We start from the raw sequence: 25,819 nt of genomic DNA, 5'->3' as shown, positions 1-25,819 counted from the left end.
TGTCCTGGCCTACGAGCTACCCGTCGAAATCCGTCGCAAACGACTCGGTTCTGATCATTTTCAAAAGCTGCTGAACCGAAAACGTGACCGCCGTCCGTGTTTGCCGACGCCCGTCCGGGCTAATTCCTCCGCACGCGCACGAACTGGAAGCGGAGACCACGGATGACCCCTGCTGGACAACTGCGTTCACTCGCACGTGAACACGTCGCCGTCGCCGCGCTGACCATCCCGCGGCTGCTGCGCCACCGGGTGTGGCGCGACGCGAACCCGCACGAGGGAGCCGGTCTCGGTGTCGTGCTGGTGCCGGGTTTCGGTGCGAGCGACCTGAGCCTCACCTTCACCACGACGTGGCTGCGCGACCGCGGTTACGTCCCGACCGGCGCGGGCACCGGGTTCACCGTGGGCTGCACGTCCGAGCTGGTCGACCGGGTCGAGCAGCGGCTGGTCGAGCACGCGGAGGCCACCGGCGGCCCGGTCGTGCTGCTCGGGCAGAGCCGCGGCGGCGGGCTCGCGAGGGTGGCCGCCACCCGCCGGCCCGACCTGGTGAGCGGTCTGGTGATGATGGGCAGCCCGGTGCTCGACCCGATGGGCGCGCACCCGCAGGTGCTGCTCGCGGCACGGGCGCTGGCGCAGCTGTCCCGCGTCGGCGTGCCGGGGCTGATGGACCCGGAGTGCCTCGCCGGTGACTGCTTCGAGGACAACGTCCAGGCCGCCGCCGCGCCGTTGCCGCCGGAACTGCCCGCCGTGTCGATCTACTCCAGGTCGGACGGCATCGTGCCGTGGCAGCTGTGCCAGGACCCGTCGGCCGAGTGCGTGGAGGTGCACAGCACCCACACCGGCATGGCGCTCGATCCGGACGTGTACCAGATCCTGCGGCCGCGGCTGGCCGAGTGGGCGGCCCAGCGCTACGACCTGCGGGCGACCGGATGAGCTCGCACGACCGGCTGGTGCGCACGGCGGAGGACGTCTTCGGCTGGACCGAGCTGCGGCCCGAGCAGCTGTGCGCGATGCGGCACGTGCTGGACGGGCGCGACGCGCTGGTCGTGATGCCCACCGGCGCGGGCAAGTCCGCGATCTACCAGGTCCCCGCGATCCTGCTCGACGGCCCGACGGTGGTGGTCTCGCCGTTGGTGGCGCTGCAACGCGACCAGGTCGCGGCACTGCGCGCGGCGGGCGCTCCCCCGGCTGCGGCCGTGAACTCAACACGTTCGGCGGAGTCCAACGAGGACGCGTGGCGGGAGTTCGCGGAGGGGCGGACGGAGTACCTGTTCCTCTCCCCCGAACAGCTCGCGAACCCCGACGTGCTCGACCGACTCGACCGCCGTCGGCCGTCGTTGTTCGTGGTCGACGAGGCGCACTGCGTGTCGGCGTGGGGTCACGACTTCCGGCCCGACTACCTGCGGCTGCGCGAGGTCGTCGACCGCCTCGGCCACCCCGTCGTGCTCGCGCTGACCGCCACGGCGAGCGGCCCGGTCCGCGGCGACGTGGTGGAGCACCTGGGCCTGCGCGACCCCGCCGTGGTGGTCGCCGGGTTCGACCGGCCCAACCTGCACCTGTCCGTGCGCTTCGGCACCGACGAGGACGACCGCTCCCGGTCCGTTGTGGACCGGGTGGTCGAGCGGAAGGGCCCAGGCCTGCTCTACACGGCCACCCGCAAAGACGCCGAGCGCTACGCCGAGACCCTCGCCGCCAAGGGACTGCGGGCGGCCGCGTTCCACGCCGGCATGAAGGCAGCCGACCGCAAACGGGTCCAGGACGACTTCATGGCCGACCGCCTCGACGTCGTCGCGGCCACCTCCGCGTTCGGCATGGGCATCGACAAGCCCGACGTGCGCTTCGTGGTGCACGCGGCCACCCCCGGTTCGCTCGACGCCTACTACCAGGAGATCGGCCGCGCCGGCCGCGACGGCGAGCCCGCCGAGGTCGTCCTGTTCCACCGGCAGGAGGACGAGGGCCTGCAACGGTTCCTCAACACCCGCCGCGCCGACCTCGACTGCGCCCGCGAGGTGGCCGCGCTCGTGCGCGAGCAGCCCGGCATCACGCTCACCGCGCTGGCGGACCGGGTCGAGTGCTCGCGCCGGAAGGTCACCGGCACGGTGAACCTCTTGGAGAGCGCCGGAATCGTGGAGATCACGCGCGACGGCGTGCGGTACGCGGACGGTGCACCCACGCCGGCGAAGTCGGTCGCGGTCGTCGAGGAAGAAGCCGAGCGGCAGCTGAAACGCGACCGGTCACGGGTCGAGGTCATGCGCGAGTACGCCGGAACCCGCGGCTGCCGCCGCCGGTTCCTGCTGGGGTACTTCGGGCAGGAGCTCGACGGGCCGTGCGGTCACTGCGACCGGTGCGACGAGGGGTTGCCCGAGGCAGCCGACGCGGCCGGCGTGGCCGCTGAGCACCGGCCGGACTCCGAGGTGCGGCACGAGATGTGGGGGCGCGGCACGGTGGTGCAGCAGGACGGTGACCGGTTGATGGTGCTGTTCGACGAGGTCGGGTACAAGACGTTGTCGCTGGCGGCGGTGGAGGAGGCCGGGGTCCTGGACTCCGCCTGAGCACGACCGGCGGCTCAGCGCACGAGCGCGTACAGGTCGCCGTTCGTGCTGGACGTCTGCATGTCGCCGTACCCGAGGAAGACCGCCCTGTCCCCCAGCACCGGCCGTGCCGCCCAGTGCGCGGTGGTGGGCACCGCGGTCGTGACGTCCTTGGTCCACCGCACGGCGCCGCTGCGCACGTCGAGCACGGCGAGGCCGCGGCGGGTCCCGACGTACAGGGCGTCGCCGTCCCACGTCGTCCGGCTCTGCGCAGCGGCACCGACGTTCTGCTGCCACCGCACGGCGCCGCTCTCCACGTCGAGCGAGTGCACCGTGCCGCCGATGTCGGAGACGACGAGCTGGCCGCGCACGACCACCGGTGCCGCCTGCACGAGCGCGTCGAAGCTATGCTGCCAGCCGAGCTCACCGGTGATCGCGTCGTACCTGACGGCCTGCCCGCTCGACGCCCCCTGCCGGGTGATGCCGACCGTCGCGTAGAGGTGGTTCGCGTCGGTGGCGAGCCCCTGGACGGCCCCGGCGGTGGTGCGGCTCCACGCCTGCTTGCCGTCGGCGTGCACCTGAACGCCGTCGACCGCCGTCGCCGAGTACACGAACCCCTGCTGTTCCACGACGTCGTTGACCTGCCTGGAGACCCGCACCTGCTCGACGACCTGACCGGAGCGTTCGTCGACGCGCAACACCCAGCCGGTGTTCGTGCCGACCAGGACCGTGCCGTCCCGCGCCTCCCGGTGGCAGGCCGGGAGGCCGTCCGTGTCCAGCGACCAGCGCACGGCGCCGCCGTCCTCGATCGCGGTCAGGCGTCCTCGGTTCTGCGTCATCGCCCGGCCGGCGAGCACCAGACCGCGAACGACGGAGCACGGCCCGGTCATCGCGCCGCCGAGGTCCACCCGCCAGCGCTGCGCGCCGTCGTCCTGGCCCAGCCCGACCACGCCGCCGTCCCGCAACGACAGCACCACGTCGGCACCGTTGACGACGGGGAAGCAGGCCGACTCGAACCCCCTGTGCCACAGTTCGCTGCCCGGCTCAGCGCGTGCGAACAACCGGGTCCCGAAGTAGGTGCCCGTCGCGGCCACCGCGACCCCGCCCAGGCCCAGTGCGAGCACCCGCCGCCGGCGCACCGGTGTGGCGGCGGCGAGCTTGCCGGCCAGCAGCCGGGTGAGCAGCTCGACGTCGGTCTCGCCGTCCTCCCGCACGTCGATCCAGGCGGTGCTCCTGGGCAGGCCGGGCAGCTCGGTGTCGTCGAGGCGCAGCGGCAGCACGGCGTCGTCCCTGCCCTGGAGCACCGTCTCCAGCGCCGAGCGCAGCTCCCACCTAGTCCACACGCTGTCGAGGTAGTGGCGGGACACGACCACCACGACGTACCGGGACCGCTTGCCGTAGACGTCCAGCAGCTTCTCGAAGAGGTTCGTGCCCCACAGCTCGGCCTGGTGGTACTCGTCGAAGAACACCCTGTGCCCGTCGGCCTTCAGCGCCTCGGCGAGACCGCGTGCGAACACCCGGTCGGGTCCGGCGAACGACAGCGCGAAGTCGTACTGCTCGTTGGGCTCCACCTGAGGAGTGTCGCGCTCCGCAGGCGCGCCGTGACACGACCCGGCGCTACTGCCCCTCCACCTGCAGCTCCAACCCCGGCGCGGACAGCACCGGCGCGTCCGGTGCCTCGGCCAGCACGAGCGTCAGCTCCCCCGTCTCGAACCGCGATCCGCTCCCGGTCCAGCGCACGGGTTCCTCGCTCCTCAGCCGCACCTCACCGCCGGGCTGCGTCACCACGGCGGTGAGCCCGTCCCCGTCCTGCTCCAGCACGACGGTGCCGCCGTCCTCGGGCCCGCCCGCGTCGGGCAGGTCCGCGGACAGCCGCAGGACGGCCACCGCGCCGCCCTCGACGCGGCACTCTCCGACCAGGTCCAGGAGCACCGTCTTGGACCGCAGCGTCACCTCAGCCTGCGAGACCTGACAACGAACCGTGGTTGCTGAACTGTCGGCCATGCGCAGTGCCTACCCACAGCGCACCCGCCGAAAACAGGATCAGCCGTCCAGGGCGACGGGCCAGTCACCGACCAGCGGGCAATGCCGGACCGCCTGGTCGAGCAGGTCGGCCCGGCGTTCGCTCGGGACGTTGGGCAGCGCGACCGAGAGCGACGCGTCGACGGTGTAGTCCTGGGCGGTGCCGTGGTTCAGCGCCACCCGTGCGCGCACGGCGCTGCCGGTCGTGTCGAGGTCGCCGGTGGAGGCCGCCAGCGCCACGGCCTGGTGCAGGCACGTGGCCAGCGCCGCGGCGTACAGCTTCTCGGGGTCCCAGGACCCGTCACCGACGGGGAGCGCGGACCCCGACACCTCGACCTCGTCGTTCCGGGAGACCGCCTCGACCTCTTCGACCTTCATCGCCACCTGCTTCGTCGACGGGTGTGAACCCTCCGCGCATACCCGTGGCCTGGCGGCTCAACCGCGATCGGGGTCAGCGGAACACGACAGTGCCGCTGCCGTCGAACGGCACCGCCAGGTACTCGGTGCACGCGTCGGCCAGCCACGCCGCCAGGTACCCGGCGAACGACGACCGCACCAGCAGCGCGACCCGGTCGGGCCCGGTCACCTGCAGGATGACCCCTGTGCGTGCGAGCAGCGTCTGCACGCAAGTGCCGACGGGAGCCGCAGCCGGGTGCAGGTCCACGGCACATCCGTGAGCCAGCACGTCGCGGACGTGCGGACCTTCCAGCTCCACGGTCGTGCGCTGAGCCGAAGTGTCCACAACGGACCCCCTTTCACCACCGAGCGCGCCACGCAGCACCTCCTCGACCACCGCCTGCAGATCGGGTCCGGCCACGACCAGGAACTCGTCAGGCCCCAGCCACAGCACCTCCACGGCACCGAACGGGCCGGTGTCCATGGTGAACGTGCACGCATCCGCCGGGAACACCACACCCAGCGCGCCGCCCATGGCCGCGATGGCGCCGGAGTTGGACACCCGCACCGTGAGCTGGGAGCGGAACGGCACCTCGCGCACGCCCAGCGCGGGTGCGAGCGCGGTCAGCCGGTCGGTCCAGGCCGCCAGCGGGCTCACCGGGTCAGCCGTCACGGCGGGTTCCTTCCTGGTCGTAGAGCACGGAGCCGGTCACGGTGACCGGGACGAGCGCGTCCCCGACCGGCACGTGGAGGGTCTCGCCGATGCGGTCGCGGCCGGAGCGCACGAGGGCGAGCGCGAAGGTGCGGCCCAGCGCCGCGCTGGGGTAGCTGGAGGTGACGTGGCCGAGCATCCGCACCGGCGGTTCGGGCAGCCGGTCGGTCTCGACGACCTGCGCGCCCTCCGGCAGCAGCACCCGCGGGTCGACTGGCAGCAGGCCGACGAGCTGTTTGCGGTCGGCGCGGTTGTTCTCCGCACGGGCGAAGGACCTCTTGCCGATGAAGTCGGCCTTCTTCTTCGACACCGCCCACGACATGCCGAGGTCCTGGGGTGTGACGGTGGCGTCGGTCTCCTGGCCGATGATCGGGTAGCCCTTCTCGGCGCGCAGGACGTGCATGGTCTCGGTGCCGTACGGCGTGATCCCGTGCTCCTCCCCCGCCGCCATCAGCGCCTCCCACACGGCGATGCCGTGCCAGGCGGTCACGTTGATCTCGTAGGCCAGCTCGCCGGAGAAGCTGATCCGGCACACCCGCGCGGGCACACCGGCGACCTCGGTGTCGTGCCAGGTCATGAACTCGAACGCCGCGTTCGAGACGTCGAGCGAGGGCGCCACCGCGGCGAGCACCGCACGGGACTTCGGCCCCACCAGCGGGATCGTGGCCCAGTGCTCGGTGACCGACGCGCAGTGCACGTCGAGGTGCGGCCACTCCGTCTGCAGCCACTCCTCCATCCAGTCGAGGATTTTGGCGGCATTGCCGGTCGTCGTGGTGACGAGGTAGCGCTCCTCGCCGACGCGGATCACGGTGCCGTCGTCGATCACCATGCCGTCCACGCCGCACATGACGCCGTAGCGGATCCGGCCGACCTTCAGCGTGCTCATCAGGTTGGTGTAGAGCAGGTCGAGGAACTCGCCGGCGTCCGCGCCCTGGACGTCGATCTTGCCCAGCGTGGAGCCGTCCATCAGCGCGACGCCCTCGCGTGCGGCCCGGCATTCGCGCAGCACGGCCGTGTGCAGGTCCTCACCCGGCCGCGGGTAGTACCAGGGCCGCTTCCACTGGCCGACGTTCTCGAACACCGCCCCGTGCGCGACGTGCCACGGGTGGATCGCCGTGACCCGCACCGGATCGTGCAGCTCGCCGCGGTTGCGCCCGGCCAGCGCGGCGAACGACACCGGGGTGTAGGGCGGTCGGAACGTCGTCGGCCGCTGCTCGGCCAGTTCGACGCCGAGGGCCTCCGCGACGATGCCGGCCGCGATCATGCCCGAGGTCTTGCCCTGGTCGTGCGCGGTGCCGATGGTCGTGTACCGCTTGATGTGCTCCAACGACCGCAACCCCGCGCCCGTCGCGCGCAGCACGTCCGCGACCGTCGAGTCCCGTTGCAGGTCGACGAAGCTCGTCTCGTCGGAGCCGGGCACCCGCCACAGCACCAGACCGGACCGGCCCGTGCACCGCGCGTCCGGCACCGGTCGCGGCACCATCGTCCGGGGGTCGAACCCGGCGCCGAGCGACGCCTCGGCACCGCAGACGCTGCCGTCGCCCAGGCACCGGGCGAGGTCGAGGTTCCCGTTCGCCGCACCGGCGACCCGCACCGTCGGCTCGGCCGGTCCCGGCACGAACGCGCCGAGCCCGTCGTCGTGGAGCAGTGTGCCGCCGGCCTGGCTGAACAGGCTCACCACCGGGTTCCAGCCGCCCGACACCAGCAGGGTGTCACACGCGACGACCTCGTCGCCGACGTGCACCGCCGTGATCCGTCCCTCGCCCTCCGTGCCGGTGACCACCCGCCCGGCGCGGACCTCGATCCCCCGCGCCGCGCACTCGGCCGCGAGCGCGGCGGGTGCCTCCGGCCGGGCGTCGACCACCAGCGCGACGTCCACACCGGACTCTGCGAGGTCGATCGCCGCGCAGTACGCGCTGTCATGGGTGGTGAACACGACCGCGCGTGAACCGGGCAGCACGCCGTAGCGGCGCAGGAACGTGCGGGCCGAGGACGCCAGCATGATCCCGGGCCGGTCGTTGTCCGGGAACACGACCGGGCGTTCGTGGGCACCGGTGGCGAGCACTGTCTGCTTGGTGCGGATCCGCCACACCCGCTGCCGGGCGACGCCGGCGGGTGCGGCGAACCCGAGGTGGTCGGTGCGCTTCTGCAGCGCGAGCACGAACCCGTCCTGGTACATGCCGAACGCGGTGGTGCGGTCCAGCACCAGCACACCGGGCGTGCCCTTGAGCTCCGCGACCACGTCGGCGACCCACGCGGCCGCCGGCCGGTCGTCCAGGTGCTCCTCGAAGACCGGCAGCGCACCGCCGGGCCGGTTCTGCTCGTCCACCAGCACCACGCGGGCACCGCTGCGGGCGGCGGTCAGCGCGGCCATCAGCCCCGCCGGTCCGGCGCCGACGACCAGCACGTCGCAGTGCACGTGCTTGGCGTCGTAGCGCGCCGGGTCAGGTTCGGCGGCGAGCCGTCCCTGCCCGGCCAGGCCGCGCGCCACCAGGCCGTCGTACAGCTCGACGGTCGTGGCGAGCAGCATCGGCTCGGGGAACGGCGCCTCGACCTGCACCAATGACGTCGGGTCCTCCGACCCGGCCGCGACGATCCCGCGCGGGCGGCCCAGCTTCACGCTGGTGCCGATCTCGTGGACACCGTTGGCCAGCAACGCGGAGGCGAGCGTGTCGCCGGGGTGGCCGGTGTAGTCCTGTCCGTTGAACGTGAAGCGCAGCAGCGTGGTCCGGTCGACCTCGCCGCCGGTCGGGGTCCGGAACGTCACGGGGCCACCTCCGGCATCGGCTCGCCGGACCGGTAGGTGGCGAGGAGCTCGTGGGTGCGGGTGTCGCGCACGGCGTTGAACCAGCGGCGGCACCCGGCGCTGTGGCTCCAGCGCTCGGCGAACGGGCCGCTGGGGTTGTCCCGGAAGAACACGTACTGCGCCCACTGCTCGTCGGTCAGCGCCGACGGGTCCTCGGGGTAGGCGACGTGGGCCTGGCCGCCGTAGTGGAACTCGGCTTCCTCGCGCGGTCCGCACCACGGGCACGGGATGAGTTGCATCGTCAGCTCCTGCCAGGGCCTGTGTCGAGGTCCCGTTCGATGAGAGTCGTGCCTGAGGTGGTTCCTGGCGGTGCGGGCGGACAGCCCGCATACCGCGGTGTTGTATGTGGGCTGTCCGCCCGTGCCCCCTGGGGCCGCCTCAGGCCCGGCTATCGCGAACACGGACCTCGACACAGGCCCTAATGCGCGACGGCGGCGGCGCCGTGCTCGTCGACGAGGGCGCCGGTGGTGAAGCGGTCGAGGGTGAACGGCTCGTTGTACGGGTGCGGTTCGTCGTGCGCGACCGTGTGCGCGAAGCAGTCGCCGACACCGGGCGTGGCCTTGAACCCGCCGGTCCCCCAGCCGCAGTTGAGGTACAGGCCGCCGACCGGGGTGAGGCCGACGATCGGCGAGGCGTCCGGCGAGACGTCGACGATGCCCGCCCACGTCCGCAGCAGGTGTGCCCGCGCGAACACCGGGAACAGCTCCAGCGCCGCGGCCATCTGCTCCTCGATGACGTGGAACGAACCCCGCTGGCCGTAGCCGTTGTAGCTGTCGATGCCCGCGCCCATCACCAGTTCGCCCTTGTGCGCCTGGGAGACGTAGACGTGCACCGCGTTGGACATCACGACGGTCGGGTGCACGGGTTCGAGCAGTTCGGACACCAGGGCCTGCAACGGGTGCGAGGCGAGCGGCAGCCGCAGGCCGACCATCTGCGCGAGCACGGAGCTGTGGCCGGCCGCGCACAACGCGACCTTGCCCGCGGCGATCCGGCCACGCGACGTCCGCACCGCGGTGATCCGGCCGTGAGCCGTTTCCAGGCCGGTGACCTCGCAGTTCTGGATCAGGTCGACGCCCATGGCGTGCGCGGCCCGCGCGTAGCCCCAGGCCACGTAGTCGTGCTTCGCGATGCCCGCACGCGGCTGGTAGGTCGCGCCCAGCACCGGGTAGCGCACGTCCGGCGAGGTGTTGACGATCGGGCAGAGTTCCTCGACGCCGTCGGGGTCCACCCACTCGGCGTCGATGCCGTTGAGGCGGTTGGCGTTGACCCGCCGGACGCTGTCGCGGACGTCCTGGAGGCTGTGCGCGAGGTTCAGCACGCCGCGCTGGTCGAACAGGACCGGGTAGCCGAGGTCGTCCTCCAGGCCCTCCCAGAGCTTGAGCGAGTGCTCGTAGATGCCGGAGCTCTCGTCCCACAGGTAGTTCGACCGGATGATCGTGGTGTTGCGGGCCATGTTGCCGCCCGCGAGCCAGCCCTTCTCCAGCACCGCCACGTTCGTGATGCCGTGGACCTTCGCGAGGTAGTAGGCGGTGGCCAGGCCGTGGCCCCCGCCGCCGACGACCACGACGTCGTAGGAGGCCTTCGGCTCCGGGTTCTCCCACAGGAAGTCCGGGTGCTCGGGCAGATGGGCTCCTGGCGGGCTGGTCATGCGACGCCTCCAGCGGGAATCATCTGGTCGACTTCTGGTATATCAGTCTGTGGGTTACCGTAGGTCACATGAACGCACGGGTCAACGACGAGCCGGCGGCCGTCTCGCTCACCGAACGGGCGTACGCCGTGCTGCGCGACCGGCTGGTGATGCTGGAGATCAGGCCGGGCGAGCCCATCAACGAGGACCGGCTGCGCGCGGAGCTCGGCGTCGGCCGCACGCCGATCCGCGAGGCGCTCAAGCGCCTGGAGCAGGAACGGCTCGTCGTCGCCTTCCCCCGCCGCGGCACGTTCGCCACCGACGTGAACATCTCCGACCTCTCCCACGTCTCCGAGGTGCGCCGCACGCTCGAACCGCTGGCCGCCGCCGCCGCGGCCGAGCGCGCGACCGCAGCGGACCGGGCCGCCCTGACCGGGCTGCGGTCTCAGCTGGAGACCGCAGCCCGGCCGGGCGACAACACCGCGCTGCTGCGCGCCGACGTGGACGTGCACCGCGCGATCTACCGGTGCGTGCACAACCCGTTCCTGGAGGACACGCTCATCTCCTACGACAACCTCGCCACCCGCATCTGGTGCGTGTTCCTGCCGCGCCTGTCCGGGATGGCCGGGCACGTCGACGAGCACGTGCCGTTGCTGACCGCGATCGTCGAGGGCGATGCCGAGAAGGCGGCCGAGCTGGCCTCCCAGCACGTCATCGGGTTCGAGCGGGCGATCCGGGCCCTGATCTGACCTTGGCGCCGGTCGCCGCGGCGGGCGGGGTCGGTCAGGCGGGGTGCCCCAGGCGGGTCGAGAGGTCGCGGGACGCGGCGCGCAGCTCCTCGACGACCTCGGGCACGCGCTTCTGCGAGAGCCGGTAGGCCGGTCCGGCGGCGCTGATCGCGGCCACCACGTCGCCGTGCGCGCCGAACACCGGGACGGCGACCGCGTGCAGGCCGGGTTCGAGCTCCTCGAAGCAGGTCGCGTAACCGTCCGTGGCGGTGCGCCGCAACTCCTCCCGCAGCCGCACCGGATCGGTGATCGTGCGCGGCGCGCAGGCCTCCAGGTCGCCGCCGAGCACGCGTTCCCGGTCCGCACCGGACGCACCGGCGAGCAGGACCTTGCCGCTGGACGTGGCGTGCAGCGGCGTGCGCTGGCCGACCCAGTTCTGCGCCGCCACGGCGGAGCTGCCGCGGGCCTGGCTGACGTTGAGCGCGTTGTCGCCGTCGAGGACGGCGATGTTGACCGTCTCCCCCAGCTGGTCGGCGAGCGCCGAGCAGACCGGGCCACCCAGCCGGGCGTAGTCGAGCTGGCCGGTGACGGCGCCCGCGAACCGGAGCATGCCCAGTCCGATCCGGAACGGTCCGCGCTCCCCGTTCTGCTCGACGAGGTCGCGGGCGCGCAGGGTGTAGACGAGTCTGGACGCGGAGGACTTGTGCACGCCGAGCTCGGCCGCGATCTCGGTGATGCCGGCCTCGCCGTTGCGCGCCAACAGCTCCAGGACGGCGATAGCCCGGTCGACGGACTGCACGAGCGCTCCGTCGCGCCCCTCCCCGTTGTTGCTCATGAAGCCAAGGTAACGCTTTCGACCGGCTTCCCCGGCGTCCGTCACCGGGCTGTTGCGTGAGGACGGTCGGTGGTGAAGGCGTTCCGTGCTACCCCGGTAGCACGCCCGAACACCCGCTACCGCGGTAGCGCTCGCGGTGGGCGCCGGGGTACGACGACGCCACGGCGCCGTCCCCCTAGCGTTCCCGGTGTGCTCAGCTCCCGTTCCGCCCCGGTGCTCCTCGCCGGTTCGTTCGTCCTGTTCGGACTGGCCGGGTGGGCGCTGCGGCTGCCGCTGGGCCTCGACAGCGCGGTGTACCGCTCCGGCGCGCTGGCCGTGCTCCGCGGTGAGGCGTTGTACGACCACCTCACCGCCACACCGGAGTGGGCGGTCGACCTGCCGTTCACCTACCCGCCGGTCGCGGCCGTGCTGTTCACGCCGCTGGCGGTGCTGCCGACCCAGCTCACGTGGGCGGTGTTCGCCGCCGCCACCGCGTTCGGCGTGGGCGTGGTGCTGCGGTGGACCACCGGCCGGACGCCGTCACCGCTGCTGTTCGCGGCGGTGTTCGGTCTCGAACCGGTGTGGCGGACCGTCGGCTACGGGCAGGTCAACGTGCTGCTCATGGCCGTCGTCGTGGTCGACGTGCTGCGGCAGGGCCGGTTCTCCGGCGTGCTGGTCGGGATCGCCGCGGCGGTGAAGCTGACGCCGTTGGTGTTCGTGCTGCACCTGCTGGTCACCGGGCGGGTGCGGGACGCGGGGCGGGCGCTGGCGGTGTTCGGCGGTCTGCAGCTGCTCGGGTTCCTGCTGCTGCCCGGTGACTCGCTGCGGTACTGGGGGTCGGCGGTCCTCCGCGGCAACGACGCGACGGGCAACGGGCACCTCGCCAACCAGTCGATCTCCGGTGCGGTGCAGCGGCTGACCGGTGCGGCACCGTGGGCTCCCCTGCTGGTCGCGGCGCTCTGCCTGGGCTGCGTGGCCGCGGCGGCGGTGCTGGCCCGGCGGGCGCACCTGCGCGGTGAGCCCCTGGGGGCGCTGCTGGTCACAGCGTTCTGCGGGCTGCTGGTCAGCCCGATCTCGTGGTCGCACCACTGGGTGTGGGTCGTGCCGCTGGTGGCGTTCCTCCTGCGCGGGCCAGGTGCCGCGCAGGTGCCCGTCTGGGCGGTCTTCGTCCTGTGGCCGCTGCTGGTGCCGACGGGGAACGCCGTGCTGGACAACCTCTACGTGCTGGTCGCGGTCGTCGGTGGGGTGCTCGCGTGGCGCGGCCTCCTGTCCGGGGGTGGAGTAGGTTCGGCGCGAGTGGATGATCTTCCGGGGCGGTGGGGCGGATGAGGGGTGCCGTGGTGCGGCAGTTCCTCGCCGCCGGCGTGTTCACGTTGTTCTCGGCGAGCAGGCTGGTCAGGACGCCGGCGTCGGCGGGCTGGCGGCGCCTGCGGATCGTGCTCGTGCTCGGCGTCGCGTCCTGGGTGGTCTTCCTGAACGTGGTCGGCCCGGCCGAGCTGCGGTTCACCTACTCGTCGATCCCCGCGTGGTGGTTCACCGGTCTCGCCGTCGCCGCCGTGCTGCTGACGCAGGTCCACCCGCTGTGGGCGTGGCGGATGCTCGCGGTCGTGATGGTGTTCGAACCGGTGGTCCTGCACGACTTCCGCTCGGCGTGGGGCTGGCCGTGGACGCCCGGCACGGTCCTCGCAGCCGCGGCGGCACTGCTGACCACCGCCCAGGCCTACCGGCAGACCGTGCTCGTGTGGGTGTTCTTCTTCTCGATGGTCGTCGTGTGGGCGCACATGTGGGACTACCGGGACATCTTCCTGGTCGGTGCCATCGTGGGCGGTGTGCTCGTCGTGGGCAACGCGATGCGGTTGCGGCGCGTGGCCGAAGCCGACCGCAACGAGCAGTCCCGGCGCCGCGAGGTCGAGGAGGTCCGCGCCGCCACGCTGCAGGAACGCGCGGTCATCGCCCGCGAGCTGCACGACGTGGTGGCGCACCACATGTCCGTGCTGGCGCTGCGGGCCGGGAGCGCGCGGTACCGGTTCCCCGGCCTGTCGGCGGAGCTGGAGGGCGAGTTCGCCGAGATGCAGGAGACCGCGCGGGAGGGCCTGACCGAGATGCGGCGGCTGCTCGGCGTGCTGCGCAACGAGAACGGCGAGGCCGAGACCGCGCCCCAGCCGCGCGTGGAGCAGATCGCCGAGCTGGTCGACCGCCTGCGCAGCGCTGGAGTCGCGGTGACCGTGCGGTTCGACGGCGACGTGAGCGGTGTGCCCGGCGGTGTCGCGCTGTCGGCGTACCGGATCGCGCAGGAGGCGCTGAGCAACGCCGTCCGGCACGCCCCGGGGTCCATTGTGGACGTGCGCGTCACGGCGGGCGCCGACCTGCGGGTGGTGGTGCGCAACAGCGCCGCCGCCGAACCCGGGCCGCCGACGGACGACCGGGCCAAGCACGGCCTGCTCGGCATGCGGGAGCGGGTCGCGACCCTGCGCGGCACGATCGTCGCGGGTCCGGGCGAACGGGGTGGTTTCGTCGTGGCGGTCACGCTGCCCCTGACCGGGAACGAGGACCAGCCGTGAACACGACAGTGCTGATCGCCGACGACCAGACGATGGTCCGGCAGAGCTTCCGCGCCGTGCTCGCCGCACAGCCGGACATCACCGTGGTCGGCGAGGCGAGCAACGGCGCCGACGCCGTGCACGCGGCCGTCCGCGACCGCCCCGACGTCGTGCTGATGGACGTGCGCATGCCGGTGATGGACGGCCTGGAGGCCACCCGGCTGATCCTCGGCACCCCGGACCTCGGCACCCGCGTGCTGATGCTGACGACGTTCGACGTCGACGAGTACGTCTACGGCGCCCTGCGGGTCGGCGCCTCCGGCTTCCTGCTCAAGGACGCCCCGCTGGAGGACCTCGTCAACGCCGTGCGGGTGGTGGCGGCCGGCAACGCCCTGTTCGCGCCCGCCGTGACCCGTCGGCTGGTCGCGGAGTTCGCCGCCCGCCGCCCAGGCGCGGTGCGGCCCGAACGCGCCGACCGGCTGACCGCGCAGGAGCTGAAGGTGCTGCGGCTGGTCGCGCGCGGCCTCTCGAACACCGAGATCGCGGCCGCGCTGGTGATCGTCGAGCAGACGGCGAAGACGCACGTCAGCCGGGTGTTCGCGAAGCTCGGCGTGCGCGACCGGGCGCAGGCGATCGTGGCCGCCTACGAGATGGGCATCGTGGTCCCCGGTGAGTGAGCGGTAAATCGTTCGTCCGGCGCGTTCACCGGACCTACCCTGCCTGGATGGTGCAGGGGGAGATCGACCGCACAGCAGAGGAAGAGGACTTCTCCGGGGTCGCGTGGCTCGACCACGGCGGAGAGGTCGAGATCGCACGCGCCTACGGGCTCGCCGACCGCGCCCACCGGGTGCCCAACACCGTCGACACCAGGTTCGGCATCGCCAGCGGCAGCAAGGGTTTCACCGCGCTGGCCGTGCTCTCGCTGGTGCACGAGGGCAAGCTGGCCCTGGACACCGCGGCCCGTTCGCTGCTCGGCGACGACCTGCCGCTGATCGCGGACGACGTGACCGTCGAGCACCTGCTCACCCACACCTCCGGCATCGGCGACTACCTCGACGAGGAAGCCGGCCACGAGCTCACCGACTACGTCGTCGGCGCCGCGCACGAGCTGACGACCACCGAGGCGTTCCTGCCGCTGCTCGACGGCCACCCGGCCAAGTTCCCCGCGGGCGAACGGTTCAGCTACTGCAACAGCGGCTTCGTCGTCCTCGCCCTGCTCGCCGAACGCGCGAGCGGCACCGGCTACCACGACCTGGTCCGCGAACGCGTCCTGCGGCCCGCCGGCATGACCAGGACCGACTTCCTGCGCTCCGACGAGCTGCCCGGCGACGCGGCCGTCGGCTACCTGCCGATCGACGGCGTGGACCGCTCCAACGTCTTCCACCTGCCGGTGCTGGCCACCGGCGACGGCGGCATCCACACCACCGCGGCGGACATGTCGGCGTTCTGGCGCGCCCTGTTCGCCGGGCGGATCGTGCCCGACGTCGAGGAGGTCGTGCGCCCGCGGTTCGACGTGCCCGAGGACGAACCGGTGCAGTACGCGCTGGGCTTCTGGCTGCGCGGCGGCACCGACACGGTGATGCTCGTCGGCAGCGACGCCGGGGTGTCGTTCAAGTCGACTCACGACCCGCACACCGGCACCACCTGCACGGTGCTGTCCAACACCTCCCCCGGCGCCTGGCCGATCGCCCGCGCCATGGCCGGCGGACGATGGTGATCGAGTGGCTGGCGTCGTCGGCCTTCGCGATGGCGTAATCCGACACCACCAGCAGTCTGTTCCGAATGGACGGTGCGGCGAGGAGCACCGGAGCCGCTGCCGGCACGCTCCTCCCGGTGGCGAGCGCCGCACCGGCGCCGGCGCGGCGGACAGGCGGCCGATCCCCGAAGTACCAGCCGTCACAGCCCGCGCGCCGACTTCCGGCACCGGCGGGGCAGACCGGGCGCCGCCCAGGCGCCCGGCCCACCGCCTACTTGTCGTCCGGGTTGCCGCAGAGGCCGCTGTCGTTGTCCGACAGGACCGGCACGGCGATGACGTTGACGTCGATGAAACAGGCGTTGATGTCGCTGGCGATCTCGGTGTCGTCGAGGTCGACGAGGCCGACCTGGTGGGTGAGGTCCAGCTCGGGGGTGGCGGCCATGGCCTGCGAACCGAAACCGAGGAAAGCGCCCGCGATGGCGACGGCCGCTCCTGCCTTCTTCAGCACGAAATCTCCTAAGAATGGTTGTGTTCACTCGGGACTCGGCGAGCAACCGCTCAGCCGGAACCTCGCAGCACCGTAGCCAGACCGGTGCGGGACCCAGAAATCCATGATCACGCGATGGTGTGAATGTCGGCCGATCACCACACCATCGGGTTGTTTCGCGCAATTGATGTTTGCGCCGTGTCGTCCGTTTCAGGTGGTTCCCGCCCTCCCCGAGTTGCCCGCGTCACATCGGGTGGAAGTTGACACCGGTGTCAGCACCTAGCGTCGGGGCAGCGCGTTCCGAAGGCCGGAACGCCACCGGTGGAGGAGATCCGCGATGGGCACTGCGTTGGGCTACAAGGCTTTCGGCGGACCGGAGGTCCAGGAGTTCTTCGAGCGGCCCGATCCGGTGCCCGGTCCGGCGGAGGTCCTCGTCCGCGTCGAGGCCGCCGGGGTCAACCCGCTCGACCACCTGCTGCGCTCCGGGCACGTGACCGCGATGAACGGCGACGTGCCCTTTCCGCAGGTGCTCGGCATGGAAGCAGCGGGAACGGTCCTCGCTGTAGGCGCCGACGTGACCGGGCTGGCCGTCGGTGACCGGGTCACCGGGTTCGCGCTCACGTTCGCGGGCACCTATGCCGAGACGACGCTGTTGCTCGCCGAGTCCACGGCCCGCATCCCCGACGCGCTGCCGGCGACGTGGGCGGCGACCATTCCCGTCGCGGGCACCACGGCGCTGGACGTGGTCGACCAGCTCGACCTGCCCGCCGGTTCCTCGCTGCTGGTGAACGGGATCGGCGGCGGTGTCGGCATCGCGCTGGCGCAGGTCGCGCGTGACCGCGGCCTGGTCGTGACGGGCACGGCGAGCTCGGCCAAGCGGGAGCTCGTCGCGAAGACCGGTGCGACCTTCGTCGACTACACCGGGGGCGATGTCGTGCAGCGGTTGCGCGAGTTGGCGCCCGACGGGTTCGACGCGGTGGTCGACACCGTCGGCGGCGAGTCGTTGCGCGCGGTGGCCGCACTCGCGGTGAAGCCGGAGGCGCTCGTCTCCGTCGGTGACCCGTCGGTGGCCGACCTGGGTGGCGCGGCGGTCCGGCGGCGGCTGGACCGGGCGGGGCTCGAACGCGTGGCGGAGCTGATGGTCGCCGGGCGGCTCGACCCGCACATCACCGGCACCTACCCGCTCGCGCGGGCGCAGGAGGCGCTGGCGCTCGTCGAGTCGCGGCACGCCACGGGCAAGCTCGTCGTCGACCTGAGCCGCTGACGGCGCTCAGCCGGTGGCCGTCCCCTGCCGGTAGCTGGTGTTGATCTCGATCAGCTCGTCGAGGACGGCCCTGGCCTCGACGAGCCTGGCGATGTCGGCGGTCAGCCGGTCCCGTTCGCCGGTCATCGTGGTGAAGGCGTCCTCGGCGACGGCCCTGCTGTCGCTGTCCACGCAGGGCAGCAGCCGCGCGATCACCTTGCTGCTCAGGCCCGCGTCGAACAGCCGCCGGATGATCTCGACGCGCACGGCCGTCGTCGGCGGGTAGTGCCGTTGCCCGCCGACGGACCGCGTGCTGTGCATCAGGCCCTGCTGCTCGTAGTAGCGCAGCGAGCGGGCGCTGACCCCGGTCAGCCGGGCCAGTTCTCCGATCCGCATGCCACCAGCCTAGGCGGTGGCATGCGGATCTTGTAGCTGCGTCATTCGACTGCCCACGCCGTACGCATTGACAACAACGGCGGTCAGAATGACGACTGCGGTCCGCATCAGAGCCTGTAGCTTGGCTGAGCGACCTGCGACAGGTAGTTCCAGGCCGAACCGGCCACTCCCCCAGAAGAAGGCTCCTCATGGCACACACCGCTCTGCTGAAAGTCACAGCCAAGCCCGGCCGCGCGTCAGACGTCATCGATTTTTACCGGGTCACGCTGGCTGCCACGCGCTCCCGTCCGGGACTCATCGGGCTTCGCGTGGTGCGCGAGGCGAAAAACCCCGACAACTTCATGCTGATCGAGCAGTGGGATTCCAAGGAGGACCAGGCCGCTTACGCCGCCTGGCGCGCCACCACACCGGAAGTCAGCGAGGCTTTCAGCGAGATGATCGACTCGTTCTCGCTGGAGTGGTGGGATGAGATCAACGCCTGACACCGGAGAGTCATGACCGGCGAAGACATTTTTTCCGACGTGATGAGCACATTGCGTCTCAGTTGCGTCCTTGCCGGTCATCGATCCGGTTCGGGCGATTGGTTGATCCAATCGCCGCCGCCCGGCAGGGTCAAGGTCCTGGCGGTGACGCGAGGGCAGATCAAGTTCCGCCTCGGCAAGGAGCCGGAGTGGCTCGAAGTAGCAGCCGGTGAAGCGCTTGTCCTGGATGGCCGGTCTCCGTTCGTGTTCGGCACGAAGCTCGACATGGCACCCACGCAGGCCGTCCTCGGCGAGCAAGACATCTCGCCCTCGCCTGACGATGAGACCGTGTGCGTCACCGCGCACGTCGACCTGAGAGGCGGGGCTGATCTGTTCCTGCAACAAGCCGTGCCGGCTGTCACCCACGTTTCCGCTGATTCGAACGCCGGCCCGGCCATGGGATGGCTGCTGCGGCAGCTGGACGTTGAGATGAAGCACCGGCTGCCCGCATCTCACCGCGCCTCCGAACACGTTTTGGAGATCCTCTTCATACACGTCATGCGCGAGTGGCTGTCGGCCGGCTTGGCACTCCCCGCCGGCTGGATCCACCTCTTTGCAGACCCGGTGCTCAGCCCTGCCGTGAGACTGATCCACCACGAGCGCAAATTCGCCCTGTCGGTCGGCGAGTTGGCGCGCGCCTGCGGGCTTTCGCGGACGGTCTTCATCGAAAAGTTCCGCGAAAGTGCCGGGATTCCTCCGGCCTCGTACGTGTTGCAGTGGAAGATGCAGCTGGCACTCAGCCTCTTGGAAACCACGGAGATGTCGGTCGACCAGATTGCGCGACATCTTGAATATTCGTCATCGAGCGCGTTCAACGTCGCGTTCAAGCGCTCGACGGGGAGAGCGCCCGGAAGTCTCCGGAAAGCCAGGCGTTGAAGCGCGCTACGAGGAGTGCCAGGTGACGGCGCTGCCGACGTCCGCGCGGGAGGTGCGGAAGCCGTTCACCGGGTGCGCGAGGTCGGGGTGGCCGAACGAGACGCCGGCCACCACCCGCCTGGTCGCGGGGAGCTCGAAGTGGTCGCGCAGGAAGTCGCTGTACCCGGCGAGGGCGGCCTGGGGTGCGGCGCCCAGGCCGAGGCTCTGGGCGGCGAGCAGGAACGAGCCGAGGTAGAGGCCGCAGTCGACGGCGCCGTAGACGCCCAGGTCCGCCTCGGTCGTGATGATCGCGACGTGCGGTGCGTCGAACAGCTCGAAGTTGCGCAGCAGCTGCCGTGCGGCGCCCTCGTGGTCACCGCGTTCGACGCCGACGCTGGTGTAGAGCTGCTTGCCGCACTCCCGCCGGCGTTCCTGGTAGACCCCGGTGTACTGGACGGGGAACGGGAAGTCCGGCTGACCGGGGTGCTCCCGCAGGTGTCCGAGCAGCCGGGTGCGGAACCGCTCGGTGCCGGCGCCCTCGGTGACGACCACGTGCCACGGCTGGGTGTTGCACCACGACGGGGTGCGCTGCGCGAGCGCGAGCAGCTGCTCGATCGTGGACCTCGGGACCGGGTCGGGCAGGAACTGCCGGCAGGTCCACCTCTCGTCCAGCAGCCGCCGCAGCGCCTCGTGCAACCCGGTCGTCGTGCTCACTGCGACCTCCGCGGCGGTGTCGATCTCCCGGCCGGAGCCAGTGGTGCTGCCCAGATCGTTGACCCGGTAATTGATCTTCCGCGCTGACCGGCCAGGCTGGTCCCGCTTGTCGAGTGCGGAGGTCGGCTCGGGGGCTGAGCGCCCCGGGACAGTCGCCAGCCCGGTCCGCCGAGGCGGGGCGATGGGTCGCCAGCGGGCGGGACCACCACCTCCGGGGCGTCCTCAGTTCAGGACGCGGTCGTGGAACTACGGGAGCGGGTGCGGGACCTTGCCCTCGGGCACCGGTGGGTGGCCCGACGGGTCCGACGGGAACGAGATGACCTCGATGAGGTAGCCGTCGGGGTCCGGGGCCAGCGTGATGGTGATGCCGCCGACCTTCAGCGGCGGGTCGCACGCGAGGGCGTAGCCCGCGTCCGCGATCTCGGCGGCGGCTGCCGCGGCGTCGTCGACGGTGAGGACGAACGGCGTCCACGCGGGCGCGCCGGACTGGACCGGCATGCTGTCGCCGCACATCAGCACCACCCTGCCCTGACCGCTCGCGTCGGCGAGCACCACCTCGGTGACGTCCGGTGCGGTGAACTCGACCCGTTGCAGCACTGACAATCCGATCGCTTTCGTGTAGAAGTCGATGGACCGTTTCAGATCGCTGACCACAATCTTGGCGTAGCTCAGGCGGACTTCCATGGCGTGCGCACCTCCGGGCGTTCGATGCGGTCGCGGGGGACGATCAAGCGCAACATAATGTGTTGTGCAAGATCTTGTCCACACTCGACGGAGGAGCACGGCCGTAAGCGCACCACTGGACGGGTCACCGTCCTCTCCTTGCGTCTCGATAGGCGCTGCCGAATGACTTTGCGGACTTGTTCAATCCCGGCCCACCGACGAAGACTTCGAACAAGCGGCGAATGAGTGGCGCGAGAAACATCAAAGCCGAGTGTTGCTCCTTTCTGACGGCGTCTTTCTCCCGCAACCGCACTGCCGCCGAGAAGCGTTCAAAAGACATCGCCTCTGGAACCTGGACTTGCTTCGCGGATGAGCCGGGCCTTTCAGCGTGAATCGTGATGCACTCAGTTGGGATGACCTCCGCCGGAGGCCAGTTGAGTGGGCCGAACTCGTCTGCGCAGATCACCCGGCCGTCGGCGGGCGGGTGATCGTAGAGGTCCAGGACACGGTGCATCTCGGTGCAGGGTCTCCCGGCTGATCGCGGCGACGGTGCCGCGGTCGAGCAGGTGGAGCGCACAGCGTACTCAGCGACCAGGTGGAGAACGCGGTGATGCCCCAGTCGGCGGGGGACGTCCGGGCGATCAGGCAGATCCGGTCACCGATCGTCTCCGGTCGCCCCCGCTCCATGCGGATGAACACGCCTGGACGACGAGCCATGGCTACCTCCGCACTCGACAAGCGGGACCAGCCTTGCCCGGTCAGCGCGGAAGACCAATTACCTGGTCAACGATCTGGGCAACACCACCAGCACGGCACTGCTAGCCTCCACGTCAATCCTCTGACCTGGCAGGACGGACCATGTTCGACGCTGCTGCGCTGCCCGCCTTCGCACCGCCGGACCTCGGCGGGCACGAGGACGGGGACGACGCGGAACGGCCGCCGTTGCGCGGCCGCACGACGCCTCCCCCCGGGTTGGCCGACGTGGACTGGGCGGCCCTGGAGGACGCCTACGGCACGGCCGCCGACACGCCGTTGTTCATCGAGGCGATCACGAGCGACGACGACGGCGACCGGAACTTCGGCGTGTACGGCCTCTACTCGGCCACCACACACCAGGGGTCGGTCTACACGGCGTCCGAGGCCGCGATCCCGTTCCTGGCCGAGCTGCTGCATCAGGACAACGAGCTGGCACCGCTGTTCCTGGCCAGGATCGCGGTCGGCGAGACGCACTTCGTGGCCCGGCCGGACGACGTCGCCAAGGCCACGAGCGAGTATGCGGGGCTGGTCGCGGAATTCGCCGCCGACGTCGAGGCGATGTGGACCCGCACCGGTGACGACGAGGCGCTGCGGCTGCTGGTGCTGCTGGGCCGGGAGCCGGAGAGGCTGCCCGCCCTGACACCCGACGCGTCCGCGGGACTCTGCCTGGCCCACGGTTTCCTGGCCGCGCGCGACAACGGAGTCACGCCCGGCAGCGCGCGACGCACCGACGCGAGGGTGGACCACGTTGCCGCGGCACGGGATCTGATGACGACCAGCCCGTCGTTGCACGTGCGCGGTGCCGCAGCAGCGTGCCTGGTCTACTCGGGTTTCGCCGACGACGGCACGCGGGCGTTGCTGCACCACCTCGCGCAGGGCGAGTACCCGGTGCACGACACGTGGACGGGTGACCTCGGCGAGCTGGCCGCGGCGGCGTGGACCTTCGGCACGGACGACGACGGACTGCTGACCGCGCCCGAGGGCAGCCGTCCGACGTTGCACGCCCGGCTGCTCGAACGGATGGCGCGCCAGTTCCGCGGCAGCGGGGACGGCTACCGCCCGCTGGCGCCGGAGGAGCTGACCGCGGCCCAGCGCACGACCCTGGAGACCGCGCTCCGCTCCTCACCGCAGACGATCACCGGTGCCGACGTCGACTACCTGTGGGTCGACGTCCCGGGAACGGTCGCCGCGGCGCAGCGGCTGCTCGGCACCGCGACCGGCGAGCTGACCCGGCGCACCTCACTGGGTCCGCTGTGGTTCGTGCTGGAGGACGCCCTGCTCGCCCGCGGCGACCGGGAGTCCGCCCTCACCGCCCTGGCCGAGGTCGACGCGTGGGCCGCGCTCGGCGAGGTGTTCGCCCAGCGCGGGCCGGACAGCACGAACGAGTCGATCAGCTTGACCGTGCGCTACTTCCGCGGCGACCGCCACGACTCCGCCGTCACGCTCGCGCTGTCCTCGGTCTTCGCCGACGCACTCGCCGGCCACCGCCCACGGATGGAGGCGTTCCTGGACGGGTGGCTGCCTCGGGTGTCCGAACTGGACGGTCACGACCTGGCGTTCCAGGTCCCCGGTGAACGCATCGGCACGGCACTGGCCGCCCTGGCCCGGTCGGGCGGGTTGCCGGAGCGCTTCCGCCCGATGGTCAAGCCGTACCACCGGTTCCCGGAGTACTCCACGGTGCCGTTGCCGTTGCTGGAGGAGCTCGGCTGGGCGGCGCCGGGCGACTGACGCACGCCCGTCAGACGGCGGCGGGTGCGCCGGTGACGGTGGCGAGCTGGAGCTTGGTCTCGTCCGCGCTGCCGGGCACCGCCGTCATGACGACGATCTTGAGCTCGGTGTCGCCGTCGCCCAGGACGTCGCGGTCGACCTCGACCGGGCCCACCGGCGGGTGGATCGTCTTGTGGTCCTCGCGGTGCGCGGCGACCGTCTGCCCGGACGACAAGAAGAAGTACAACCGCCGCATCACCCTCTGCGGCCGGTCGGGTCGGCGGAGGACTTCAGGTGCTTCGAGCCGGCAGCCGGACGCGAGGGCGAGCTCGCCTGGTCCTGATCAGGGCGTGTGCATGCGGTCGACCTTCACCGTGAGGACGACGCGCTGCTGCTCACCGCCGCCGAAGCCCGGGTAGGGCCGCCCGAGGTACTTCTGCGACAGCTCGTCGATGTGTTCGCGCGCGCCGTCGGCGGTGATGTCCACGACGCTGCCGCGCAGCGCCCAGTACCGGGAGGGCGCGGCCGGGTCGGCGATGCCGATCGCGATGCGCGGGTCGCGGCGGAGGTTGCGGGTCTTCTGGTGGGTGTCGACCGTGTTGATCAGCACGTGGTCGCCGTCGGTGCCCACCCAGGTCTGGGAGATCTGCGGTGAGCCGTCGGGCATGAGCGTGGTGACGAAGCAGATCGCCTTGGCGTCGAGCACGGCGATCAGGTCGGCGGGCAGTGCCGTCATGGTGAGGGCCTTCATCTCGTCTGGTCGTTGTAGAGGTGGCCGATGAGCGCCTCGTCGGGGGCGTCGCCGGAGAGGTCGGCGTGGCGCAGGCCGGCCAGGGCGATCCGCAGGGAACGGCGCCACAGGCCGGGTGCGCGGGTGCGGGTGGCGTCCATGACGCTGCCGACCATCACGTGCACCGCGGCGAAGTCGGCGGGCGTCGCACCGGCGGGGAGCTGACCCGCGCGGACGGCCCGGTCGACCAGGCCGGCCACCAGCGGGGTCATCCGGTCGTGCGCCCGCTGCACCAGCGCCGTGGCCTGGTCGCGGCCGCGCAGCAGCTCCCCCAGGCCGCGGCTCTGCGCCTCGACCTCCAGCTGTCGTTCGAGGAACCAGGCGAGCCCCGCCAGTGCGTCCTCGTGCTCGGCGGCCTCCTCCGCGAAGCCGACCACCGTGTCGACGTGGTCGCTGAAGAGGGCGTCCAGCAGGTCTTGGCGCTCGGGGAAGCGGCGGTACACCGTGCCCATCCCGGTGCCTGCGGCCCGCGCGATGTCCTCATAGGACACGTCAAGTCCTTGGGTGGCCATCAGCTCGTACGCCGTGCGCAGCAGCAGCTGACGGTTGCGCTCGGCATCGCGCCGCAAGGGAGGGGGTCCGGTCACGCACCGAACCCTAGACAAGTGGAAGAGAAATTCCAAGTTGAAGATTTCTTCCACTTCTGGGTTACGCTCGTGCCATGGAGCCGTTCCCGATCGCCGTCCCCGAAGCCGACCTGCTGGACCTGCGCGCCCGCCTGACCGCCACCCGGTGGCCCGACCGCGAGACCGTCACCGACGGCAGCCAGGGTCCGCAGCTCGACCGCATCCGCGCCCTGTGCGAGCACTGGGCCACCGGCTACGACTGGCGGCGGGCCGAGCAGGTCCTCAACGACCTCGGCTCGTCCCGCACGACCATCGACGGCGTCGACGTCCACTTCCTGCACGTCCGCTCGGCCGAGCCGGACGCGGTGCCGTTGCTGCTGTGCCACGGCTGGCCCGGTTCGGTCCTGGAGTTCCGGCACCTGGTCGGCCCGCTGACGGACCCGGTCGCCCACGGCGGCGACGCCCGCGACGCGTTCCACGTCGTGATCCCGTCGATGCCGGGCTTCGGGTTCTCCGGCAAACCGACCACGACCGGCTGGACCGCCGCCCGCGTCGCCGACGCGTGGACCACCCTCATGCTGCGGCTGGGTCACGACACCTGGTTCGCGCAGGGCGGCGACTGGGGCGCGGCCGTGGTCGAGCAGCTGACCCGCAGGGCACCCGAACGGTGCCGGGGCGTGCACTTCAACCTGCCCCTGGTGTTCCCCACCGCCGCCGAACTGGCCGAGGCGACCGAGGAGGAGCAGCGGATGGTGGCCCGCGCCCAGCGCTACCAGGACGAGCTCAGCGCGTACGCCCGCGAACAGGCCACCCGACCGCAGACGATCGGCTACTCGCTCGCGGACTCACCGGCCGGCCTCGCGGCCTGGATCTACACGCTCTTCCAGGACGTCACCGACAGCGACGGCAACCCCGAGGACGTCATCGACCGCGACGAGATCCTCGACGACATCATGCTCTACTGGCTGCCCAACGCCGCCGCGTCGTCCGCGCGCCTCTACTGGGAGGAGGCCAGGACCGGCGGCGGCGCCCAGGAACCCAACCCCGTGCCCGCCGGGTTCAGCATCTTCCCCGGCGAGGCGGTGCAGGCGTCGCGGCGGTGGGTGGAGCGGCGGTACACGACGGTGCTGCACCACGCCCAGCTGGAGCGCGGCGGCCACTTCGCGGCCCTCGAACAGCCGCGCGTCCTCACCGAGGAGATCCGGACGACGTTCCGGTCGCTGCGCTGAGCACGCAGCTCGGCTCGGCAGCT

The 25,819-nt window shown here is 71.5% G+C and carries 28 protein-coding genes; 12 read left to right on the top strand and 16 right to left on the bottom strand.

Annotated elements, in window-relative coordinates; translation table 11 throughout:
• Positions 1-162: 162 nt before the first annotated feature.
• A complete protein-coding gene (locus AB0A63_RS27825; RefSeq protein WP_360396596.1) occupies positions 163-930 on the top strand; it encodes an alpha/beta fold hydrolase in 768 nt (255 codons plus the stop codon).
• Positions 927-2,549 carry a RecQ family ATP-dependent DNA helicase gene (locus AB0A63_RS27820; protein WP_360396594.1) on the top strand — a complete coding sequence of 541 codons (1,623 nt, stop codon included), beginning with the start codon at positions 927-929 and terminating at the stop codon, positions 2,547-2,549. The genes AB0A63_RS27825 and AB0A63_RS27820 overlap by 4 nt, the downstream gene beginning before the upstream one ends.
• Positions 2,550-2,563: 14 nt before the next feature.
• Here AB0A63_RS27820 and AB0A63_RS27815 read toward each other — a convergent pair whose 3' ends face one another.
• The 7 genes from AB0A63_RS27815 to AB0A63_RS27785 form a co-directional block, all read right to left on the bottom strand.
• Complete coding sequence (locus tag AB0A63_RS27815) at positions 2,564-4,099, bottom strand: PQQ-binding-like beta-propeller repeat protein (protein WP_360396592.1); 1,536 nt, start codon at positions 4,097-4,099, stop codon at positions 2,564-2,566.
• 46 nt (positions 4,100-4,145) lie between these two features.
• A complete protein-coding gene (locus AB0A63_RS27810; RefSeq protein WP_360396590.1) occupies positions 4,146-4,481 on the bottom strand; it encodes a hypothetical protein in 336 nt (111 codons plus the stop codon).
• A gap of 90 nt (positions 4,482-4,571) precedes the next feature.
• Positions 4,572-4,928: an OsmC family protein gene (locus AB0A63_RS27805; RefSeq protein ID WP_360396588.1), complete on the bottom strand. Its 357-nt coding sequence runs from the start codon at positions 4,926-4,928 to the stop codon at positions 4,572-4,574.
• 73 nt (positions 4,929-5,001) lie between these two features.
• Positions 5,002-5,619: a sarcosine oxidase subunit gamma family protein gene (locus AB0A63_RS27800; protein ID WP_360396586.1), complete on the bottom strand. Its 618-nt coding sequence runs from the start codon at positions 5,617-5,619 to the stop codon at positions 5,002-5,004.
• Positions 5,609-8,425: a 2Fe-2S iron-sulfur cluster-binding protein gene (locus tag AB0A63_RS27795; protein WP_360396585.1), complete on the bottom strand. Its 2,817-nt coding sequence runs from the start codon at positions 8,423-8,425 to the stop codon at positions 5,609-5,611. Before AB0A63_RS27795 ends, AB0A63_RS27800 begins: the two co-directional genes overlap by 11 nt.
• Positions 8,422-8,703, bottom strand: coding sequence for a sarcosine oxidase subunit delta (locus AB0A63_RS27790; protein ID WP_360396584.1), 282 nt, complete (start codon positions 8,701-8,703; stop codon positions 8,422-8,424). The genes AB0A63_RS27795 and AB0A63_RS27790 overlap by 4 nt, the downstream gene beginning before the upstream one ends.
• 179 nt (positions 8,704-8,882) lie before the next feature.
• On the bottom strand, positions 8,883-10,112 hold the full coding sequence (locus AB0A63_RS27785) for a sarcosine oxidase subunit beta family protein (protein WP_360396583.1): 1,230 nt from the start codon (positions 10,110-10,112) through the stop codon (positions 8,883-8,885).
• 68 nt (positions 10,113-10,180) lie between these two features.
• Between AB0A63_RS27785 and AB0A63_RS27780 the strand changes: the two genes are divergently transcribed.
• Complete coding sequence (locus tag AB0A63_RS27780; protein WP_360396581.1) at positions 10,181-10,840, top strand: GntR family transcriptional regulator; 660 nt, start codon at positions 10,181-10,183, stop codon at positions 10,838-10,840.
• 34 nt (positions 10,841-10,874) lie between these two features.
• On the opposite strand, the gene AB0A63_RS27775 is transcribed toward AB0A63_RS27780, so the two are convergent.
• Entirely contained in the window at positions 10,875-11,654 is a 780-nt protein-coding gene (locus AB0A63_RS27775) for an IclR family transcriptional regulator (RefSeq protein WP_360396580.1), read from the bottom strand.
• A 189-nt stretch (positions 11,655-11,843) separates the two neighbouring features.
• Here AB0A63_RS27775 and AB0A63_RS27770 point away from each other — a divergent pair, with 189 nt between their 5' ends.
• The 4 genes from AB0A63_RS27770 to AB0A63_RS27755 are packed head-to-tail and all read left to right on the top strand — an operon-like array spanning position 11,844 to position 15,890.
• Entirely contained in the window at positions 11,844-12,962 is a 1,119-nt protein-coding gene (locus AB0A63_RS27770; protein ID WP_360396578.1) for a glycosyltransferase 87 family protein, read from the top strand.
• The gene (locus AB0A63_RS27765; RefSeq protein ID WP_360396576.1) at positions 12,959-14,194 is read left to right on the top strand and encodes a histidine kinase; all 1,236 of its coding nucleotides are present in this window, start codon (positions 12,959-12,961) and stop codon (positions 14,192-14,194) included. The genes AB0A63_RS27770 and AB0A63_RS27765 overlap by 4 nt, the downstream gene beginning before the upstream one ends.
• Positions 14,191-14,850, top strand: coding sequence for a response regulator transcription factor (locus AB0A63_RS27760; protein ID WP_360396575.1), 660 nt, complete (start codon positions 14,191-14,193; stop codon positions 14,848-14,850). Before AB0A63_RS27765 ends, AB0A63_RS27760 begins: the two co-directional genes overlap by 4 nt.
• A gap of 47 nt (positions 14,851-14,897) precedes the next feature.
• Positions 14,898-15,890 carry a serine hydrolase domain-containing protein gene (locus tag AB0A63_RS27755; protein ID WP_360396573.1) on the top strand — a complete coding sequence of 331 codons (993 nt, stop codon included), beginning with the start codon at positions 14,898-14,900 and terminating at the stop codon, positions 15,888-15,890.
• A 250-nt stretch (positions 15,891-16,140) separates the two neighbouring features.
• On the opposite strand, the gene AB0A63_RS27750 is transcribed toward AB0A63_RS27755, so the two are convergent.
• Entirely contained in the window at positions 16,141-16,377 is a 237-nt protein-coding gene (locus AB0A63_RS27750) for a hypothetical protein (protein ID WP_360396571.1), read from the bottom strand.
• A 316-nt stretch (positions 16,378-16,693) separates the two neighbouring features.
• Between AB0A63_RS27750 and AB0A63_RS27745 the strand changes: the two genes are divergently transcribed.
• Positions 16,694-17,620, top strand: coding sequence for an NADP-dependent oxidoreductase (locus tag AB0A63_RS27745; RefSeq protein ID WP_360396569.1), 927 nt, complete (start codon positions 16,694-16,696; stop codon positions 17,618-17,620).
• Positions 17,621-17,626: 6 nt separating this feature from the next.
• Here AB0A63_RS27745 and AB0A63_RS27740 read toward each other — a convergent pair whose 3' ends face one another.
• Positions 17,627-17,995: a MerR family transcriptional regulator gene (locus AB0A63_RS27740; RefSeq protein ID WP_360396568.1), complete on the bottom strand. Its 369-nt coding sequence runs from the start codon at positions 17,993-17,995 to the stop codon at positions 17,627-17,629.
• A 188-nt stretch (positions 17,996-18,183) separates the two neighbouring features.
• On the opposite strand from AB0A63_RS27740, the gene AB0A63_RS27735 reads away from it, so the two are divergent.
• Both AB0A63_RS27735 and AB0A63_RS27730 read left to right on the top strand, forming a co-directional pair.
• Positions 18,184-18,477 (top strand): antibiotic biosynthesis monooxygenase family protein, encoded by a 294-nt coding sequence (locus AB0A63_RS27735; RefSeq protein ID WP_360396566.1) that lies wholly within the window; start codon positions 18,184-18,186, stop codon positions 18,475-18,477.
• A 12-nt stretch (positions 18,478-18,489) separates the two neighbouring features.
• Entirely contained in the window at positions 18,490-19,392 is a 903-nt protein-coding gene (locus AB0A63_RS27730; RefSeq protein ID WP_360396564.1) for an AraC family transcriptional regulator, read from the top strand.
• A gap of 6 nt (positions 19,393-19,398) precedes the next feature.
• Here AB0A63_RS27730 and AB0A63_RS27725 read toward each other — a convergent pair whose 3' ends face one another.
• The 3 genes from AB0A63_RS27725 to AB0A63_RS27715 all read right to left on the bottom strand — a co-directional run bounded on the left by AB0A63_RS27725 (position 19,399) and on the right by AB0A63_RS27715 (position 21,262).
• Positions 19,399-20,085, bottom strand: a complete 687-nt coding sequence (locus AB0A63_RS27725) for a nitroreductase (protein WP_360396562.1) — start codon at positions 20,083-20,085, stop codon at positions 19,399-19,401.
• A gap of 246 nt (positions 20,086-20,331) precedes the next feature.
• On the bottom strand, positions 20,332-20,769 hold the full coding sequence (locus AB0A63_RS27720) for a VOC family protein (protein WP_360396560.1): 438 nt from the start codon (positions 20,767-20,769) through the stop codon (positions 20,332-20,334).
• Positions 20,770-20,893: 124 nt separating this feature from the next.
• Complete coding sequence (locus AB0A63_RS27715; protein ID WP_360396558.1) at positions 20,894-21,262, bottom strand: hypothetical protein; 369 nt, start codon at positions 21,260-21,262, stop codon at positions 20,894-20,896.
• A 344-nt stretch (positions 21,263-21,606) separates the two neighbouring features.
• On the opposite strand from AB0A63_RS27715, the gene AB0A63_RS27710 reads away from it, so the two are divergent.
• Positions 21,607-23,232, top strand: coding sequence for a hypothetical protein (locus AB0A63_RS27710; protein ID WP_360396556.1), 1,626 nt, complete (start codon positions 21,607-21,609; stop codon positions 23,230-23,232).
• Between the two features lie 10 nt (positions 23,233-23,242).
• Here the strand turns inward: AB0A63_RS27710 and AB0A63_RS27705 are convergent, their stop codons facing one another.
• From AB0A63_RS27705 to AB0A63_RS27695, 3 genes are all read right to left on the bottom strand, one after another.
• Positions 23,243-23,458 (bottom strand): hypothetical protein, encoded by a 216-nt coding sequence (locus AB0A63_RS27705; RefSeq protein ID WP_360396554.1) that lies wholly within the window; start codon positions 23,456-23,458, stop codon positions 23,243-23,245.
• 96 nt (positions 23,459-23,554) lie between these two features.
• Entirely contained in the window at positions 23,555-23,962 is a 408-nt protein-coding gene (locus AB0A63_RS27700) for a PPOX class F420-dependent oxidoreductase (protein WP_360396553.1), read from the bottom strand.
• Positions 23,959-24,588, bottom strand: a complete 630-nt coding sequence (locus AB0A63_RS27695; protein WP_360396551.1) for a helix-turn-helix domain-containing protein — start codon at positions 24,586-24,588, stop codon at positions 23,959-23,961. The genes AB0A63_RS27700 and AB0A63_RS27695 overlap by 4 nt, the downstream gene beginning before the upstream one ends.
• Before the next feature lie 74 nt (positions 24,589-24,662).
• Between AB0A63_RS27695 and AB0A63_RS27690 the strand changes: the two genes are divergently transcribed.
• Complete coding sequence (locus tag AB0A63_RS27690; RefSeq protein WP_360396549.1) at positions 24,663-25,796, top strand: epoxide hydrolase family protein; 1,134 nt, start codon at positions 24,663-24,665, stop codon at positions 25,794-25,796.
• Positions 25,797-25,819: the final 23 nt, after the last annotated feature.

Source organism: Lentzea sp. NPDC042327 (assembly GCF_040647275.1).
Classification (GTDB): Bacteria; Actinomycetota; Actinomycetes; order Mycobacteriales; family Pseudonocardiaceae; genus Lentzea.
This window is presented reverse-complemented; position numbering and strand designations above follow the sequence as displayed.